This is a genomic window from Burkholderia sp. LK4 (genome assembly GCF_001043615.1).
GTDB classification, from domain to species: domain Bacteria; phylum Pseudomonadota; class Gammaproteobacteria; order Burkholderiales; family Burkholderiaceae; genus Burkholderia; species Burkholderia cepacia.
Window position 1 is genome coordinate 102,051 of record NZ_LDUL01000025.1, and the last position, 16,749, is coordinate 118,799.

Sequence of the window (16,749 nt, forward strand, 5' to 3'; positions counted from 1 at the left end):
CTCAGCTCCAGAGCTTGTAGCCGACGCCGCGCACGCTGACCGGCACGCCCTGCACGCCCAGGTCGTCCAGCTTCTTGCGCAGCTTGCTGACGTGGCTGTCCACCGTGCGTTCCAGCGCGTCGCCTTCCGGCAGGCAGGTGGCCATCAGCTCGGCGCGGCTGAACACGCGCCGCGGCGCGCGCGCGAGTTGCGCGAGCAGCTTGAATTCGGTGAGCGTCAGGACGAGCGTGTGCCGTTCGCTGCCCACTTCGAGCGTGGCTTCGTGGTGTTCAAGATCGATCTCGAACGGCGCGACCCGCAGCACGCGCTGTTCTTCCTGGCGCGCGCCGGCCATCGAGCGGCGCAGCACCGCCTGCGCGCGCGCCACGACTTCGGCGGGATTGAACGGCTTCACCACGTAGTCGTCGGCGCCGATGCGCAGGCCGGTGAGCTTGTCGATGTCCTGGTCGAGCGCGGTCAGCATGATGACGGGCGTGTCGCCGCGATGACGGATTTCGGCGAGCACCTTCCAGCCGTCGACGTGCGGCATCTGCACGTCGAGCAGCACGAGGTCGGGCTTGAGCTGCAGGTGCAGCTCCAGCGCGCGGCGGCCGTCGGCGGCGTGCACGGTGCGCAGCCCGCCGCGTGCGAGATAGGCGGTCAGGATCTCGGCGATCTCGGGTTCGTCTTCGGCGATGAGGACGAGCGCCTGGGCGTTCTGGCCGGCGCCGGGCGATGAAGAAGATTCGGGCATGGCCACTCGTTCAGATCCATCAGGGGGTTCCATCAGGTCGCCATACTACCGCACGGCCGGCGCAATCGAACGGAGGCGGGGGGACAGCGCGGCGCGACGCGATTCGCGCCCGGCCGACGGATGTCCCGCCCTTGCTTGCGTTTGTAAAGAAGCTACGGCGTCGGACTCAGATGTGACCCAGCAGCACGAGTATCACGACGATGACGACGATCAACCCGACCGAGCCCGACGGCCAGTAGCCCCAGCTTCGGCTGTGCGGCCACGCCGGAAATGCCCCGATGAGCAGCAGAATCAGAATGATGATGAGGATCGTACCGAGCATCGCACCCCTCCTGACGTCGTGAATGGACGGTGCCTCCCGCCGCAATTCGCGTGCCGCGGCGAGGGCGGCCGAAAGCCGGCGCAAGCGCACGGTTGGCCTGCCTGGAATTCACCCGATGAATACCCGCCGATTCAGAAAATAAAGTTTGAAAATGCATCCCCGCCCCCTATGCTGAATCCTTCTGATCTGGCGGGCAGGCGATGGCTGAACTTTTTCTGGTACGGCATGGGCAGGCGTCCTTCGGCACGGACGACTACGACCGGCTTTCGCCGGCGGGCGAGCAGCAGGGCGTCTGGCTCGGCGAATACTTTGCGCGGCAAGGCCTGGCGTTCGACCGCGTGATCTGCGGCACGATGAACCGCCATGCGCAGACGGTCGACGCGATCCTGCGCGGGATGGGCCGCGAGGGCGCGGAGATCGACCGCCATCCCGGCCTGAACGAATACGACTTCCACGGCCTGTTCGCCGCCGCCGCGCACGACTACCCGGACATCGCCCGCCTCGCGGCCGGCTCGATGAAGGAGCATTTCCGCGCGCTGCGGCAGGTGCTGCAGCTCTGGTCGGAAGACAAGCTCGGCGACTCGGCCCCCGAGACCTGGGCGCACTTCCAGCAGCGCGTGGCCGAGGCCCGCGCGGCCATCCGCCACGGCGGCGGCCAGCGCGTGCTGACGGTGAGCTCCGGCGGCCCGATCGCGGTCACCGTGCAGCAGGTGCTGGCCGCCCCGCCGTCGAGCGCGATCGCGCTGAACCTGCAGATCCGCAACAGCAGCCTTTCGCAGTTTTTCTTCAACGCCGATGCATTCCATCTCGCGTCGTTCAACGGCATTCCGCATCTGGAGGATCCCGAACGACACGCGCTGCGAACCTACGGCTGACCCACGAACGATCGCGACGATGACGAACCCTACCCAGCAACTCGACGTAGCCCGCCTCACGCGCTATCTGGAAGCGCACGTGCCGGGCTTCGAAGGCCCGGTCGACATGGAGAAGTTTGCCGGCGGCCAGTCGAATCCGACTTTCCTGCTGCATGCGAAGAGCGGCCGCTACGTGCTGCGCCGCCAGCCGCCGGGCGAACTGCTGAAATCCGCGCACGCGGTCGACCGTGAATTCCGCGTGCTGAGCGCGCTGTCGGGCACCGCGGTGCCGGTCGCGCATCCTTATCATCTCTGCGAAGACCGCGACGTGATCGGCAGCCTGTTCTACGTGATGAGCTTCGAGGACGGCCGGATCTTCTGGGATCCCGCGCTGCCGGAGTTGCCGAAGGCCGATCGCGCGGTGTGCTACGACGCGTTGCTGCAGACGATGGCCGCGTTGCACGACGTCGATGTCGACGCGGTGGGCCTCGCCGACTACGGCCGCCCCGGCAACTACTTCGAACGCCAGATCGGCGTCTGGACGAAGCAGTACCGCGCGGCGGAAACGGAGCGCCTCGACGCGATGGAGACGCTGATCGACTGGCTGCCGAAGGCGTGCCCGGCCGACACGGGCCGGCCGACGCTGGTGCATGGCGATTTCCGGATCGACAACCTGATGTTCGCGCGCGACAGCTATCGCGTGCAGGCCGTGCTCGACTGGGAACTGTCGACGCTCGGCAACCCGCTCGCCGATCTCGCGTACTTCTGCATGTGCCTGCGGCTGCCGTCGGGTGGGCAGGTGCGCGGGCTCGCGGGCCAGGATCGCGCGGAACTCGGCATTCCCGACGAAGCGGCGATCGTTGCGCGTTATTGCGAGCTGCGCGGCATCGAGCCGATCCGCGACTGGCATTTCTACCTCGCATTCAGTTTCTTCCGGCTCGCGGCGATCGCGCAGGGCGTGAAGGCGCGCGCGCTGCAGGGCAACGCATCGAGCGAGCAGGCGCTGCGCGTCGGCGCGATGGCCGGGCGTCTCGCCGAGATGGCCGTCGGCGTGATCGACGTGCATCGCTGACATCGCCGGGCACGACACCACATCAATGGAGGAGCACAGCAACATGGCAACGAATCTGTTCGACCTGACGGGCAAGATCGCACTGGTGACGGGCGCGAGCCGCGGCATCGGCGAGGAAATCGCGAAACTGCTCGCGGAGCAGGGCGCGCACGTGATCGTGTCGAGCCGCAAGCTCGACGACTGCCGGGCCGTGGCCGACGCGATCGTCGCGGCGGGCGGCCGCGCCGAGGCGCTGGCCTGCCACGTCGGGCGCCTGGAAGACATCGCCGCGACGTTCGAGCATATCCGCGGCAAGCACGGGCGGCTCGACATCCTCGTGAACAACGCGGCCGCGAACCCGTATTTCGGGCACATCCTCGATACCGATCTCGCCGCTTACGACAAGACGGTCGACGTGAACATCCGCGGCTACTTCTTCATGTCGGTCGAGGCCGGCAAGCTGATGAAGGAGCACGGCGGCGGCGCGATCGTCAACACGGCGTCGGTGAATGCGCTGCAGCCGGGCGACCGGCAGGGCATCTACTCGATCACGAAGGCGGCCGTCGTCAACATGACGAAGGCGTTCGCGAAGGAGTGCGGGCCGTTCGGCATCCGCGTGAACGCGCTGCTGCCCGGGCTCACGAAGACGAAGTTCGCGGGCGCGCTGTTCGCCGACAAGGACATCTACGAGACGTGGAAGGCGAAGATCCCGCTGCGCCGCCACGCGGAACCGCGCGAAATGGCCGGCACCGTGCTGTACCTCGTGTCGGACGCGGCGAGCTACACGAACGGCGAATGCATCGTCGTCGACGGCGGCCTGACGATCTGAGCGCGCGATGAAGATCGACAGCTACGACGGCCAGGCCGTGATGATCACCGGCGCCGCGAGCGGCTTCGGCGCGTTGCTCGCGAGCGAACTCGCCGCGATGGGCGCGCGGCTGGCGCTCGGCGACCTGAACGGCGAGGCGCTCGAACGCGTGGCCGCGCCGCTGCGCGCGGCCGGCGCCGACGTGATCGCGCGGCGCTGCGACGTGCGCGTCGAAACGGACGTCGCCGCGCTGGTGCACGTGGCGGCCGAGCGTTTCGGCCGGCTCGACGTGGGCATCAACAACGCGGGCATCGCGCCGCCGATGAAGGCGCTGATCGACACCGACGAAGCCGATCTCGACCTGAGCTTCGCGGTGAACGCGAAGGGCGTGTTCTTCGGGATGAAGCACCAGATCCGCCAGATGCTCGCGCAGCGCGAAGGCGTGATCCTGAACGTCGCGTCGATGGCCGGGCTCGGCGGCGCGCCGAAGCTGGCCGCCTACGCGGCGTCGAAGCATGCGGTGGTCGGGCTCACGAAGACGGCGGCCATCGAATACGCGCGCCACGGCATTCGCGTGAATGCGGTGTGCCCGTTCTACAGCACGACGCCGATGGTCACCGACAGCGAGATCGGCGACCGCCAGGATTTTCTCGCGCAGGGCTCGCCGATGAAGCGGCTCGGCCGGCCCGAGGAAATCGTCGCGACGATGCTGACGCTGTGCGCGAAGGAAAACACTTATCTGACCGGGCAGGCCGTCGCCGTCGACGGCGGTGTCTCGGCCTTCTGACGGAACCGGACGAACGGAATCGAGGAGTCGATCATGGACTTTGGCTACACCCCGAAAGTGGAAGAACTGCGCAGCCGCGTGCGCGCATTCATGGATGCACACATCGTGCCGCGCATCCGCCAGTGGAACGAGGAAGTGCACGCGGGCCAGTATCCCGTGTCGTTCATGGAAGAACTGAAGGAGCGTGCGAAGACGGAAGGGCTGTGGAACCTGTTCCTGCCGCACCTGAAGGACGACGAGCCCGGCACGGGCCTGACGAACCTCGAATACGCACCGCTCGCCGAGATCATGGGGCGCGTGGGCTGGGCGTCGGAAGTGTTCAACTGCAACGCGCCGGACACCGGCAACATGGAGCTGCTGCACATGTTCGCGACGCCCGCGCAGCGCGAGCAGTGGCTGAAGCCGCTGCTGCGCGGCGAGATCCGTTCGGCGTTCGCGATGACGGAGCCCGATGTCGCATCGTCGGATGCGACGAACATCACGACACGCATCGAGCGCGTGGGCGACGAGTACGTGATCAACGGCCGCAAGTGGTTCATCACGAACGCCGCGCATCCGAACTGCAAGATCTTCATCGTGATGGGCAAGACCGATCCCGATGCCGAGTCGCACCAGCAGCAGAGCATGATTCTCGTGCCGCGCGACACGCCGGGCGTGACGGTCGTGCGCAACATCACGGTGGTCAATCACTACGCGCCGGAAGGGCACTGCGAGATCACGTTCGACAACGTGCGCGTGCCGGCGAGCAATCTGCTCGGCGAGGAGGGCAGCGGCTTTGCGCTCGCGCAGGCCCGCCTCGGGCCGGGCCGCATCCACCACTGCATGCGGTCGATCGGCGCGGCCGAGCTCGCGCTGGAGCTGATGGTCGACCGCGCGCAGTCGCGCGTCGCGTTCGGCAAGCCGCTGAACCGGCACGGCACGGTCGGCGAATGGATCGCGCGCTCGCGCATCGAGATCGAGCAGGCGCGCCTGCTCGTGCTGAAGGCCGCGTGGATGATCGACAAGGTCGGCGCGAAGGCCGCGCGCAAGGAAATCTCGATGATCAAGGCGCTGGTGCCGACCGTGTATGCGAACGTCTGCGACCGCGCGATGCAGGTGTTCGGCGCGGCGGGGTTGAGCCCCGATACGCCGCTCGCCGACCTCTGGACCTGGGGCCGCGCGCTGCGCTTCGCCGACGGCCCGGACGAGGTGCACCTGCAGGCGATCGCGCGGATGGAAATCAAGGACGGCGAGCCGGGTTCGACGGCGCCGTACCTGACGCCGCCGCTGCGCGCCTGAGCGTCGCGCCGGGATGCGCAGGGCCGTGGACGAGCGGGTGTCGCACGCCGTAAGATGCCGGCAAGGAGATCCGGCGATGCGCCTTTCGAAGATTGACCTGAACCTGTTCGTCGTATTCGACGCGATCTACACGAAGCGCAACCTGACGCGCGCGGCCGAGGTGCTGAATCTCACGCAGCCGGCCGTCAGCAACGCGCTGGCGCGGCTGCGCAAGACCCTGAACGATCCGCTGTTCGTCAGCACGCCGGCCGGGATGATGCCGACGCCGCTGGCCGAGAACATCGTCGGCCGTGTGCGCGAGGCGATGCAGCTGCTCGATTCGAGCGCGCACGAAGGCGACGTGTTCGATCCGGCGTCGTCGACGCGCGTGTTCCGGATGAGCATGAGCGACCTGACCGAAGCGCTGCTGCTGCCCGCGCTCGGCGAACTGCTGCAGAAGCATGCACCCGGCATGCACGTGCGCAGCTACACGATGGACCGCCGCGAAGTCGCGACCGCGCTCGCGAACGGCTCCGTCGACATCGCGATCGACGCGCCGCTGATCGGCGATCCGCACCTGCATCAGGCGCTGCTCGTGCGCGATCGTTATGCGTGCATGATCCGCGACGATCACCCGTTCAAGGGCGACACGCTCACCATGGACGACTACCTGTCGATGGGGCACATCCACGTGTCGAGCCGCCGCAAGGGCAGCGGGCACGTCGACGCGGAGCTGACGCGCCTCGGGTTGCGCCGCACCATCCAGATGCGCGTGCAGCACTACATGGTCGCGCCGCTGATCGCGATGCGCGGCGACCTGGCGCTGACGGCACCGCTGCGGCTGCTGCAGCGTTATCCGGCGCGGATTCTCGAACTGCCGTTCGAGATGCCGGCGCTCGAATACTTCTGCTACTGGCATCGCAGCGCGGATCAGGATCAGGGCAGCCGGTGGCTGCGCGAGCAACTGGTGACGCTGATGGGCGGGATCGGCGAACCGCGGTGAGGCGCACGCGGCGGCGGTCAGCTTCGCAATGCCCGCGCCAGCACCTTCGCCACATGCACGGCTTGCGCTTGGGCGCCGTCCTGGATCTGATGCCGGCAACTCGTGCCGTCCGCGACGACGATCGCGCCTTCCGCCCGCGCACGCACGGCAGGCAGCAGCGACAGCTCGGCCATCGCCTGCGATGCGGCGTAATGCTCGGCTTCATAGCCGAAGCTGCCGGCCATTCCGCAGCACGACGATTCGACCGGCGATACCTTCAACCCCGGAATCCAGCGCAGCACCGTCTGCACCGGCGTGAACGCGCCGAACGCCTTCTGATGGCAGTGGCCGTGCACGAGCGCTTCGTTCGCGTCGATCGCGTGCAGCGGCAGCGTCAACCGGCCGGCCTCGTGTTCGCGCACGAGAAACTCCTCGAACAGGAACGCGTGGCTCGCGAGCCGTGTGGCTTCGTCGCCGTAACCGTAGGCAAGAAACTCGTCGCGCATCGACAGCAGGCACGAAGGCTCCAGCCCGACGATCGCGATACCGCGTTCGAGGTACGGCCGCAGCGCGTCGAGCGTGCGCCTGGCTTCGGACTTCGCTTCGTCGACGAGCCCGGCCGCGAGGAACGTGCGGCCGCAGCACAGTGGCCGCGCGCCTGCGCGCACGTTGAAATGCACGGTGTAGCCGGCCGCTTCGAGTACGGCCTGCGCGGCGCGCGCGTTGTCCGGCTCCTGGTAGTTGCTGAACGTATCGACGAACAGCAGCACTTCGCGGTTGGCCGAGCCGGTTTGCGTGGGCGTTGATGCACCCGCACCCGCTCCCGTATCAGCCAGAAACGGTCGCGCGAACCCGGGCAGCGCACGCTGCGGCGCGAGGCCGATCCATCGCTTGATCGACGACGCGACGACCGGTACGCCATTGACGAACGCGATCGCGCCGCGCAGGCGCGCGGCCCACGGCGCATAACGCGGCAGATACGCGACGAGCCGTTCACGCAGCGTCGTGCCGTGCTTGCGGTTCCACGCGTGCCGCGCCTCGATCTTGAAGCGCGCCATGTCGACGCCCGTCGGACAATCGCGTTTGCAGCCCTTGCACGATACGCACAGGTCGAGCGCGGCCTTCACGTCGTCGCCGGCGAGGCCGTCGGCGCCGAGCTGGCCCGTCATCGCGAGCCGCAGCGTGTTCGCGCGGCCGCGCGTCACGTGCTGTTCGTCGCGCGTCACGCGGTAGCTCGGGCACATCGTGCCCGCGTCGAACTTGCGGCAGTGGCCGTTGTTGTTGCACATCTCGACGGCCGATGCGAGCCCGTGCGTGACGTCGGTGCCCGAGCCGGGGGCGGTTTCTTCGCCGGTCAGCGGATTGCGCTTGACGTTCCATGCCGACCAGTCGAGCGCGGGCCGCAGCGGCAGCGCCGCATAGCCGGGCGCGAAACGGAAATGCTCGCGCGCATCCATCTTCGGCGGATTGACGATCTTGTCGGGGTTGAAGCGGTTGTCGGGATCGAACAGCTTCTTGATCTCCGCGAACGCCGCATTCAGGCGCGGGCCGTACTGCCAGGCGACCCATTCGCCGCGGCACAGCCCGTCGCCGTGTTCGCCCGAATACGCGCCCTTGTACTCGCGCACGAGTGCCGCCGCTTCTTCGGCGATCTCGCGCATGCGCGTCGCGCCGTCGCGCCGCATGTCGAGGATCGGCCGCACGTGCAGCGTGCCGACGCTCGCGTGCGCGTACCACGTGCCTTCGGTCTCGTGCCTGTGGAACACGTCGGTCAGGCGGCGCGTGTATTCGGCGAGATGTTCGAGCGGCACCGCGCAATCCTCGATGAACGACACCGGTTTGCCGTCGCCCTTCATGCTCATCATGATGTTCAGCCCGGCCTTGCGCACCTCCCACAGCGCCTTCTGTGCGCCGGCATCGGTCATCTTCACGACGCTGCCGGGCAGGCCGAGATCGGCCATCAGTTCGGCGAGCCGGTCGAGCTGCGTGTGTTGCGTGTCGCGCGATTCGCCCGCGAACTCGACGAGCAGGATCGCCTGCGGTTTGCCGACCAGCGCCCGTTCGATCACGGGCCGGAACGCGGGGTTTTCCATCGACAGATCGATCATCGTGCGATCGACCAGCTCGACGGCCACCGGCTTCAGCTTCACGATGTGCTGCGCGGTGTCCATCGCCTGGTAGAAGGTCGGGAAGTTCACGACGCCGAGCGTCTTGTGCGCGGGCAGCGGCGCGAGCTTCAGCGTGATCTGCCGGCTATGGGCGAGCGTGCCTTCCGAGCCGACGAGCAGGTGCGCGAGATTCGCATGGCCGTCGTCGGTGTAGGCGCGCGGGTTCTGGCAGTCGAACAGGTCGAGGTTGTAGCCGGCCACGCGGCGCAGCACCTTCGGCACGCGCTCGACGATCTCGTCGCGCTCACGCTTCGCGATGCGTTCGACACCGTGCAGCAGGTCGAGCGTGCGGCGATCGGTGACGGGCTGCGCGAGCGAACCGAACCGGCATTCGCTGCCGTCGGCGAGGATCGCGTCGATCGCGAGCACGTTGTGCACCATGTTGCCGTACTCGATCGAGCGCGATCCGCACGAGTTGTTGCCGGCCATCCCGCCGATCGTGCATTGCGCGGCCGTCGACACGTCGACCGGAAACCACAGCCCGTGCGGTTTCAGCCACGCGTTCAGGTGATCGAGCACGATGCCGGGCTCGACGGTGACGGTGCGGGCCTGCGCATCGAATGCGACGATCCGGTTCAGCCATTTGCTGTTGTCGACGACGAGCGCCTCGCCGACCGTCTGCCCGCACTGGCTGGTGCCGGCGCCGCGCGCGAGCACGGGAATCTTGCGGTCGCGCGCGATGTCGAGCGCGATCCGCAGGTCGTCCTGGTCGCGCGGCACGACCACGCCGAGCGGCATGATCTGGTAGATCGACGCGTCGGTCGCATAACGACCGCGGCTCGCACGATCGGCGTAGACGTCGCCGCGCATTTCACGGCGCAGCCGCTCGAACAGCGGCGACAGCGCGGCGCCTTGCGACGGCACGAGATGGACGGGGCGAACCAGCGAAGGCGAGACGGCGGATGTCATGGCGGCGGTCGGTATCGGGTGGGAACGGATCGGGCGAGGATCGGGTGAGGGATCAGGCGAGCGTGACGCTGACGGGCGGCAGCCCCGCGATGCGGCCGACGGCTGTGCCCGCGGCCCGCGGAAAATACATGCCCGTGTACGAGCCGGTCGTGACGACGGTGCCGGCCGGCAGCGCGATGCCGCGTCGCGACGCATGATTCACGAGCCACGGCAGCAGGCGGCGCGGGTCGCCGGCCGGGTTGGTGCCAGGTGAGGTGCCGGCGATGTCGTGCCCGTCGAACGTGAACGCCGGGGTCGGCGCGGCGAACGGGAAATCGGCGCGATAACCGGTCATCTCGCCCAGCACGAGTGCACCGTGGTTCTGCAGGTCGGCGAGCTGGGCGGCTGGCGCGACGTCCGGCCATTCGCGGAAGCGGCTCGCGACGATCTCGATCGCGGCACCCATCTGCGCGATACCGTCGAACACTTCATCGTCGGCATAGGCGGGCGCACGCGGCGCGAAGTCGCGGCCGAAGCGAAACGCGATCTCCAGTTCGAGGCCGAGCGGCCGGAACGCGCCGCGCGGCAGCGTGACGCCGCTCGCATGGCGGCAGTCGTCCGGCAGCGGCGCGCCCTGGATCGGCCCGTCGGGCTGTTTCGCGCCGACCTTCCACGCGCCGATCGCGGCGCGGCGCTCGGCGAGCAGTTGCGCCTGCACCGCATAGGCGGCGTCGGCATCGGCGGGGACGAGAGCTGAAGGCAGCGCGGCGAACGCGATGCCGTGTTGCCAGCCGGCGGCGAGCCGGACGGCGAGGTCGTGGGTAGCCTGGGTCATCGTTGCAGTCGAGGAAAAGGCGGGCGCCGCGAACGGCAGCGCCCCGTTGGCATCAGGCCGGCGAGCGATTGGCGGCCGGTTGTTCGGCGGGTGCGTCGGCGAAGCGGCTTTCCGGCTGCATGCGGAACGCGAGCAGCACACCCACGCCCATCAGCACCATGCTGCCGATGAACGGCAGCTCCCAGCTGCCGAAGCGGTCGATCACGAAGCCGGAGATCACGGGCGACAGGATCGCCGCGAGCGCGGACCCGGAATTCATCATCCCGCTCGCGGTGCCCGAGTATTCCGGCGCGATGTCCATCGGCACGGCCCACATCGGGCCGATCGTCATTTCGGCGAAGAAGAAGCCGGCCGCGAGGCACGCCATCGACACGTACAGGTGATGCGTGAACAGCAGCGGCAACAGCGACAGCAGCGTGAGCAGCATGCAGATCGACACCATCCGGCTGCGTGCGCGCTTGAGGCTGCCGGTGCGCGTGAGGATGCGGTCGGTGACGATCCCGCCGAGCGTGTCGCCGATCACGCCCGCGAAGAACACCGCCGACGCGAACACGGCCGATTTCTTCAGGTCGAGGTCGTAGCTGTGCAGGAAGTACTGCGGAATCCAGCTCAGGAACAGCCACAGCGTCCAGCCGTAGCAGAAGTACACGATCGTGACGGGCATCATCCGGCGGAACAACGGGCCCCAGGGCACGGCGGCGGGTTTCGGTTTTGGTTGCGGCAGCGCGTCGAGTTCGGCCTGCGTGATGCGCGGGTGGTCCTTCGGGTGTTCGGTATAGACGAGCGCCCACACCGCGACCCACACGATGCTGATCACGCCGCAGATGTAGAACGATTCGCGCCACCCGTACACGGCCATCACCGCGACGACGGCGGCCGGCGCGACCGCGTTGCCGACGCGCGAGAACGCGTGCGTGACGCCCTGCGCGAAGCCGCGTTTCTCGCGCGGCACCCAGCGCGACATTGCCGACGTGGCCGCCGGGAACGTCGCGCCTTCGCCGAGCCCGAGCAGCAGGCGCGCGGCGAGCAGCGACGCGAGGCCGCCGGCCATCCCGGTGAGCAGCGTCGCGACGGCCCACAGCAGCCCGCAGGCGAGCAGCGTGCGGCGCGCGCCGAAGCGGTCGCTGACCCAGCCGCCGATGATCTGGAATACGAGATACGGATACGCGAACGCGGAGAACACGAGGCCGATCTCCGTCCTGTTCAGCCCGAATTCCTTGCCGAACCCGGCAGCGGCCGTGCTCACGTTCACGCGATCGAGGTACGTGATGAAGTACATCACGCACAGCATCACCAGCACGATGCCGGTCGCTCGGAACAGCTTCATGTTTCGTCTCCTGGATGTTGTCTGGCTGGCTGCCCGTGCCGGCGTCGAGGCCGGCATCGAGGTGGGTCGTGCCGATGAAGCGGGGCGGGCGCCGGCAGCGGCCGGTGCGTGTCGCGACGACCGCGCGGCCGCCCGTGAAGCGGAAAGGGCGCGTCAGGCGGCGTGCGGGAAACGTGCGCGCCGCCCGCCGGCGCTCAGGCCGCCGCGCGCAGCGCGGGGGCGTGCGTATTCGATGCGAGGGTGTCCATCGCCGCGACGACGCCGCTCGCGGCAACCGGCACGCCGGCGAGCTTCAGCCCCATCTCGCAGCCGGCGAGCGTGGCCATCAGCGTGAGGTCGTTGCAGTCGCCGAGATGGCCGATGCGGAACATCTTGCCGCGCATCTTGCCGAGCGCCTGCCCGAGCGACATGTCGAAGCGTTCGTAGATCAGCTTGCGCACGGCGTCCGCGTCGACGCCGTCGGGCATCATCACGCCGGTCAGCACGGGGCTGTAGACGGCCGGGTCCGCGCACTGGATCTCGAGGCCCCACGCGCGCACCGCGCGGCGCGTGGCTTCCGCGAGCCGCTGGTGGCGCGCGAACACCGCGTCGAGCCCTTCGCCGAGGATCATGTCGAGCGCTTCGGCGAGCCCGTACAGCAGGTTGGTGTTCGGCGTGTACGGCCAGTAGCCGTTCCTGTTCGCCTCGATGATCTCGTGCCAGCCCCAGAACGCGCGCGGCAGCGTCGCGTGCCCGCTTGCCGCGAGCGCCTTCGGCGACACCGCGTTGAAGCTGATGCCCGGCGGCAGCATCAGCCCCTTCTGCGAACCCGACACCGTCACGTCGACGCCCCATTCGTCATGGCGGTAGTCGGCGGACGCGAGCCCCGAGATCGTGTCGACCATCAGCAGCGCCGGGTGGCCGGCCGCGTCGATCGCGCGGCGCACGGCCGCGATGTCGGAGGTGACGCCGGTGGAGGTTTCGTTGTGCACCACGCATACCGCCTTGATGTCGTGCGTGGTATCGGCGCGCAGGCGCGCTTCGATCATGTCGGGCTGCACGCCGCGGCGCCAGCCTTCGATGCCCGGCAGCCCGAGGAATTCGGGCTTCAGGCCGAGCGCGTCGGCCATCTTCTTCCACAGCGTCGCGAAGTGGCCGGTCTCGTACATCAGCACGGTGTCGCCGGCGCTCAGCGTGTTGGTCAGCGCGGCCTCCCATGCGCCGGTACCCGACGCCGGATAGATGATCACCGGCTGCGTGGTCTTGAAGATCTTCCTGATGCCGGCGAGCACCTTGAGGCCGAGCGCGCCGAATTCGGGGCCACGGTGGTCGATGGTCGGATAGCTCATCGCCCGAAGGATGCGGTCGGGCACCGGGCTCGGCCCGGGAATCTGCAGGAAATGTCGGCCGGACGGATGAAAGTCGAGTTGCAGCATGGTCGTTCTGTCTCCTTGGTTGCATTTTGAATTTTGCATGCAAAATACTTTAGCAGAGCGATCGCGGCAAACCCAAGCACTGATTTCACCGAAAATGCCGGTGTTTACCCGGCGTTGGCGGGGAGATATTCGGGTCGGGCGAGTTGAAGTAGAATCGCGTGAAGCAAGAAGGAAGGATTTTGCATGCAAGATTTGAATGATCTGGAGCAGGCGGGCGGCGCGCCGGCACTGCCGAAACTGGAGCGGCAGCGGCTGCACGACACGGTCGTCGAGCACCTGCGCAAATTCATCGTCGAAGGCGTGCTCACGCCGGGCATGCGGCTGAACGAGCGCGAGCTGTGCGAGACGCTCGGCATCTCGCGCACGCCGCTGCGCGAGGCGTTCAAGGTGCTGGCGGCCGAGGGGCTGCTGGTGCTGTCGCCGAATCGCGGCGCGAGCGTGTACCGGATGAGCGAATCGGAGATCCGCGAGACGTTCGAGCTGATGTCGGGGCTGGAGGCGTTTTCAGGCGAGCTGGCCTGCGAGCGCATCACGCACGCGGAGCTCGCGGAGATCAAGGCGCTGCATTACTCGATGCTCGCGTGCCGGCTGCAGAACGACCTGCCCGGCTACTACAGCCGCAACCAGGAAATCCACGACCGCATCAACGAGGCCGCGCGCAACTCGGCGCTGCGCGCCACGTACCAGTCGATCAATCGCCGGATCATGTCGATGCGGTTCCGCTCGAACCAGCACGTCGAGAAGTGGGATCGCGCGGTGCATGATCACGAGGAGATGATCAAGGCGCTGGAGGCGCGCGACGGCAAGGCGCTCGCGGCGATCCTGCGGCGGCATCTGCTGGAGAAGCGCGACGCGGTGTTGTTGCAGCAGGGGGCAGTGGACGCGTAGTCGCACGCTGCACGCGAACGGTCATCGCGTCGTGCCGGCGCCCCGCGCCGCTACACCGCCGCCCGCTGCCCCTCTCTCGGCCCGTGCCCCGTCCACCGCTTGAACGCGCGCCGGAAGTTGTGCGCGTCGCTGAACCCGACTTCGTGCGCGACGTCCTCGATCGACAGCCGCGGATTGCTCAGCAGCGTGAACGCGCGCTTGCGGCGGATCGTGTCGATCACCGTCTGGTACGACACGCCCTGGTCGGCGAGCCGCCGCCGCAGCGTGCGCTCGCTCATGCACAGCTGCGCGGCGATTTCGGCGAGCGACGGCGCATGCCGCAGGTCGCGCCGCATGATCCGTTCGATCGATTCGAGAAATTCGGTGCCTTCGGGTTCGGGCGGCAGCGCGTCCTGCAGGAATTCGAGCACCTGGCGATGCGCGAGCGGATCGTGGGTCGCGATCGGGCGGTTGCCGAGCGCGGCGTCGCACGAAAACAGGTTCTGCTCCTGTTCGAACCGCACCGGGCACGGGAACACGCGGGCGTATTGCTCCGCATAGGCCGGCGGCGGGTAGCTGAGATCGACGACCTTCGGCTGGAACGCGGGGCCGACGAGCGAGCGCCCGATCTTCATGAAGCTGCCGAACGCCTCCTCGACGAGGAACGCCTCGATGTCGGGCTCGAGGAAGACGTTGGTCGCGCGAACCGATAGCGTGCGCGCATCCGACATCACGTCGAAGCGCATCAGCGGCCCCGTGTGGCGCTGCAGCCCGATACCGGTCACGATCGCGTCCTTCAGCGTCGGGCTCGTCAGCATCGCATAGCCGACCAGCCCGATCGACGCGATCGTCTCGCTCGTGCCGAGTTCGAGGCCGAGCGCCCGCCCCGGCGCCATCTCGAGCGCGCGGCGGATCATCGTGCTCGCCTGGCGCAATGAAATCCGGCACGACGGATTCGACAGGTCGGCGACGTCGAAGCCGAGCCCGAGGCACAGCCGCGTGGGGTCGATGCCCAGTTCCTTGCTTGTCTCCGCGAGGCACCGCAACAGATGGACCGGCAGATTCGCCGTCGTATAACGGTCGGTATCGTCCATGGATGCTCCGTATTTTTTTCCATGGATTGTACTCGTCCCGCCCGGCCGGAGACCCGGTGCTGCCCCGGCCGCGATCGCCCACATCCCGCGCGGCCCCGCTTCAGAAGTAGTGACGCAGGCCGACCGTCGCACCGAGCTGCGTGGTGCCGGTGCTCGGCGCCTGCCCGTTCACGCCGACCAGCTGCGCGCCGACCAGCCCGCCGCGGTAGATCGCGTAGTCGACTTCCGCATAGAGCATGCTGCGCTTCGACAGGCTGTAGCCGGCGATCACCTGGAACTGGCGCGCACGGCCGTCGAAATCCGCCGTATAGCCGGACTGCTGCGTCCACCACGCGTTGACGGCCGCCGTGAACGCCGACGTGAAGCGGTAGGTCAGCCCCGCGAGCGCCATCTTGCGGCGGCGGAACCCGCCGGGCACGGTCGGGTCGACCACCTGCGCGGGCGAGATGATGCCGAGCCCCGCCAGATCGGTCGGGCTGAACGGGCCGTTCTCGAACGACGTGAAGTCGTTGTCGCGAGCGTTCTCGATGTAGCCGGCGTTGACGGTCGCGTTGCCGATCGTCACCGAGCCGCCGCCCGTGTAGATGTCGAATTTCCCGTGCGTGACGTCGTCCCAGCTGCGCATGAACGACGCGCCGACCGTGAACGGCCCCTTGTCCGGCGCATACGCGGCGGCCGCGCCGAGCTGGCCGCCGCGCACGCCGCCGCCTGCGTGGCCGCCCGGCGCATATTGCGCGAGCAGGTAGAAGCTGCCGAGCTGCGCGCCGTACTGGATCATGTTGCTGGTGCGCGCGCCCGCGAGCATCGTCTGCTCCGGCTTGAACAGGTTGAAGTACGGGTCCTGCGGGCCGGCCCACAGGTTCGAGCCGAAGGTCAGCGACGCCATCTCGAACGGCACGTTGTACTGGCGCCCGAGCGAGAGCTGGCCAAGCGTAGTGGACGTCAGCCCCACGTACGCGACCTGGAAGAAATTCGGCGAGCCGGCCGGCACGATGGCGCCGCTGTTGGGGCCGAAGTGGCTTTCGACGTTGAACTGCGCGGACAACCCGCCGCCCAGATCCTCGTTGCCCTTGAGCCCCCAGTAGCTTTCCGTCAGGCCGCCACCGTCGGCCATCGAGATCTTGCGGCCCGTCGACACCGGCGTGCCGTCGGCGCCGTAGGACACGCCGTGCGTTTCGTAGCGGATACCGGCATCGATCACGCCGTACAGCGTCACGTTGCCTTGCGCGTGCGCACCGGTACCGGCCAGGACCATCATCGCGCAGCACGCGGCGCGAACGCTATCGTGACGATTCATTCTTCTGGACTCCACATCGAGCTGGGGATGGACGGCTCGCGCCGTCGGGAACGACTGTAGAAAG

Annotated in this window: 15 protein-coding genes; 7 read left to right on the top strand and 8 right to left on the bottom strand. The window is 68.0% G+C overall.

Features of this window, described 5'->3' with window-relative positions; translation table 11 throughout:
* Window position 1 precedes the first annotated feature (1 nt).
* Together VK92_RS13145 and VK92_RS39920 are read right to left on the bottom strand one after the other, a co-directional pair.
* The gene (locus VK92_RS13145; RefSeq protein ID WP_021158045.1) at window positions 2-733 is read right to left on the bottom strand and encodes a response regulator; all 732 of its coding nucleotides are present in this window, start codon (window positions 731-733) and stop codon (window positions 2-4) included.
* 166 nt (window positions 734-899) lie between these two features.
* Window positions 900-1,055 (bottom strand): DUF3309 family protein, encoded by a 156-nt coding sequence (locus VK92_RS39920; RefSeq protein ID WP_021158044.1) that lies wholly within the window; start codon window positions 1,053-1,055, stop codon window positions 900-902.
* A gap of 200 nt (window positions 1,056-1,255) precedes the next feature.
* Here VK92_RS39920 and VK92_RS13155 point away from each other — a divergent pair, with 200 nt between their 5' ends.
* The 6 genes from VK92_RS13155 (at window position 1,256) to VK92_RS13180 (ending at window position 6,815) form a co-directional block, all read left to right on the top strand.
* Window positions 1,256-1,930, top strand: coding sequence for a histidine phosphatase family protein (locus tag VK92_RS13155; RefSeq protein WP_048021300.1), 675 nt, complete (start codon window positions 1,256-1,258; stop codon window positions 1,928-1,930).
* A 19-nt stretch (window positions 1,931-1,949) separates the two neighbouring features.
* Window positions 1,950-2,981: a phosphotransferase gene (locus tag VK92_RS13160; RefSeq protein WP_048021301.1), complete on the top strand. Its 1,032-nt coding sequence runs from the start codon at window positions 1,950-1,952 to the stop codon at window positions 2,979-2,981.
* A gap of 43 nt (window positions 2,982-3,024) precedes the next feature.
* Entirely contained in the window at window positions 3,025-3,789 is a 765-nt protein-coding gene (locus tag VK92_RS13165; RefSeq protein ID WP_042973844.1) for an SDR family oxidoreductase, read from the top strand.
* Between the two features lie 7 nt (window positions 3,790-3,796).
* Window positions 3,797-4,555, top strand: a complete 759-nt coding sequence (locus VK92_RS13170) for an SDR family NAD(P)-dependent oxidoreductase (RefSeq protein ID WP_048021303.1) — start codon at window positions 3,797-3,799, stop codon at window positions 4,553-4,555.
* A gap of 33 nt (window positions 4,556-4,588) precedes the next feature.
* Window positions 4,589-5,833 carry an acyl-CoA dehydrogenase family protein gene (locus VK92_RS13175; protein ID WP_021158039.1) on the top strand — a complete coding sequence of 415 codons (1,245 nt, stop codon included), beginning with the start codon at window positions 4,589-4,591 and terminating at the stop codon, window positions 5,831-5,833.
* 76 nt (window positions 5,834-5,909) lie between these two features.
* Entirely contained in the window at window positions 5,910-6,815 is a 906-nt protein-coding gene (locus VK92_RS13180; protein ID WP_027790054.1) for a LysR family transcriptional regulator, read from the top strand.
* A gap of 17 nt (window positions 6,816-6,832) precedes the next feature.
* Here the strand turns inward: VK92_RS13180 and VK92_RS13185 are convergent, their stop codons facing one another.
* The 4 genes from VK92_RS13185 to VK92_RS13200 form a co-directional block, all read right to left on the bottom strand.
* On the bottom strand, window positions 6,833-9,871 hold the full coding sequence (locus tag VK92_RS13185; RefSeq protein WP_048021306.1) for an FAD-binding and (Fe-S)-binding domain-containing protein: 3,039 nt from the start codon (window positions 9,869-9,871) through the stop codon (window positions 6,833-6,835).
* A gap of 52 nt (window positions 9,872-9,923) precedes the next feature.
* Window positions 9,924-10,685, bottom strand: coding sequence for a 2-keto-4-pentenoate hydratase (locus tag VK92_RS13190; RefSeq protein WP_053076239.1), 762 nt, complete (start codon window positions 10,683-10,685; stop codon window positions 9,924-9,926).
* A 52-nt stretch (window positions 10,686-10,737) separates the two neighbouring features.
* Window positions 10,738-12,012, bottom strand: coding sequence for an MFS transporter (locus VK92_RS13195; RefSeq protein ID WP_048021308.1), 1,275 nt, complete (start codon window positions 12,010-12,012; stop codon window positions 10,738-10,740).
* Between the two features lie 194 nt (window positions 12,013-12,206).
* Window positions 12,207-13,427: a pyridoxal-phosphate-dependent aminotransferase family protein gene (locus VK92_RS13200; RefSeq protein WP_048021310.1), complete on the bottom strand. Its 1,221-nt coding sequence runs from the start codon at window positions 13,425-13,427 to the stop codon at window positions 12,207-12,209.
* Window positions 13,428-13,610: 183 nt separating this feature from the next.
* Here VK92_RS13200 and VK92_RS13205 point away from each other — a divergent pair, with 183 nt between their 5' ends.
* The gene (locus VK92_RS13205; protein WP_048021312.1) at window positions 13,611-14,315 is read left to right on the top strand and encodes a GntR family transcriptional regulator; all 705 of its coding nucleotides are present in this window, start codon (window positions 13,611-13,613) and stop codon (window positions 14,313-14,315) included.
* Window positions 14,316-14,365: 50 nt separating this feature from the next.
* Here VK92_RS13205 and VK92_RS13210 read toward each other — a convergent pair whose 3' ends face one another.
* On the bottom strand, window positions 14,366-15,388 hold the full coding sequence (locus VK92_RS13210) for an AraC family transcriptional regulator (protein WP_048021314.1): 1,023 nt from the start codon (window positions 15,386-15,388) through the stop codon (window positions 14,366-14,368).
* Between the two features lie 100 nt (window positions 15,389-15,488).
* Window positions 15,489-16,685, bottom strand: coding sequence for a porin (locus tag VK92_RS13215; RefSeq protein WP_021158030.1), 1,197 nt, complete (start codon window positions 16,683-16,685; stop codon window positions 15,489-15,491).
* Window positions 16,686-16,749: the final 64 nt, after the last annotated feature.

Coding starts and splice junctions, on each gene's coding strand:
- VK92_RS13145 (WP_021158045.1), bottom strand. CDS start 733: ATGCCCGAATCTTCTTCATCGCCCGGCGCCGGCCAGAACGCCCAGGCG.
- VK92_RS39920 (WP_021158044.1), bottom strand. CDS start 1,055: ATGCTCGGTACGATCCTCATCATCATTCTGATTCTGCTGCTCATCGGG.
- VK92_RS13155 (WP_048021300.1), top strand. CDS start 1,256: ATGGCTGAACTTTTTCTGGTACGGCATGGGCAGGCGTCCTTCGGCACG.
- VK92_RS13160 (WP_048021301.1), top strand. CDS start 1,950: ATGACGAACCCTACCCAGCAACTCGACGTAGCCCGCCTCACGCGCTAT.
- VK92_RS13165 (WP_042973844.1), top strand. CDS start 3,025: ATGGCAACGAATCTGTTCGACCTGACGGGCAAGATCGCACTGGTGACG.
- VK92_RS13170 (WP_048021303.1), top strand. CDS start 3,797: ATGAAGATCGACAGCTACGACGGCCAGGCCGTGATGATCACCGGCGCC.
- VK92_RS13175 (WP_021158039.1), top strand. CDS start 4,589: ATGGACTTTGGCTACACCCCGAAAGTGGAAGAACTGCGCAGCCGCGTG.
- VK92_RS13180 (WP_027790054.1), top strand. CDS start 5,910: ATGCGCCTTTCGAAGATTGACCTGAACCTGTTCGTCGTATTCGACGCG.
- VK92_RS13185 (WP_048021306.1), bottom strand. CDS start 9,871: ATGACATCCGCCGTCTCGCCTTCGCTGGTTCGCCCCGTCCATCTCGTG.
- VK92_RS13190 (WP_053076239.1), bottom strand. CDS start 10,685: ATGACCCAGGCTACCCACGACCTCGCCGTCCGGCTCGCCGCCGGCTGG.
- VK92_RS13195 (WP_048021308.1), bottom strand. CDS start 12,012: ATGAAGCTGTTCCGAGCGACCGGCATCGTGCTGGTGATGCTGTGCGTG.
- VK92_RS13200 (WP_048021310.1), bottom strand. CDS start 13,427: ATGCTGCAACTCGACTTTCATCCGTCCGGCCGACATTTCCTGCAGATT.
- VK92_RS13205 (WP_048021312.1), top strand. CDS start 13,611: ATGCAAGATTTGAATGATCTGGAGCAGGCGGGCGGCGCGCCGGCACTG.
- VK92_RS13210 (WP_048021314.1), bottom strand. CDS start 15,388: ATGGACGATACCGACCGTTATACGACGGCGAATCTGCCGGTCCATCTG.
- VK92_RS13215 (WP_021158030.1), bottom strand. CDS start 16,685: ATGAATCGTCACGATAGCGTTCGCGCCGCGTGCTGCGCGATGATGGTC.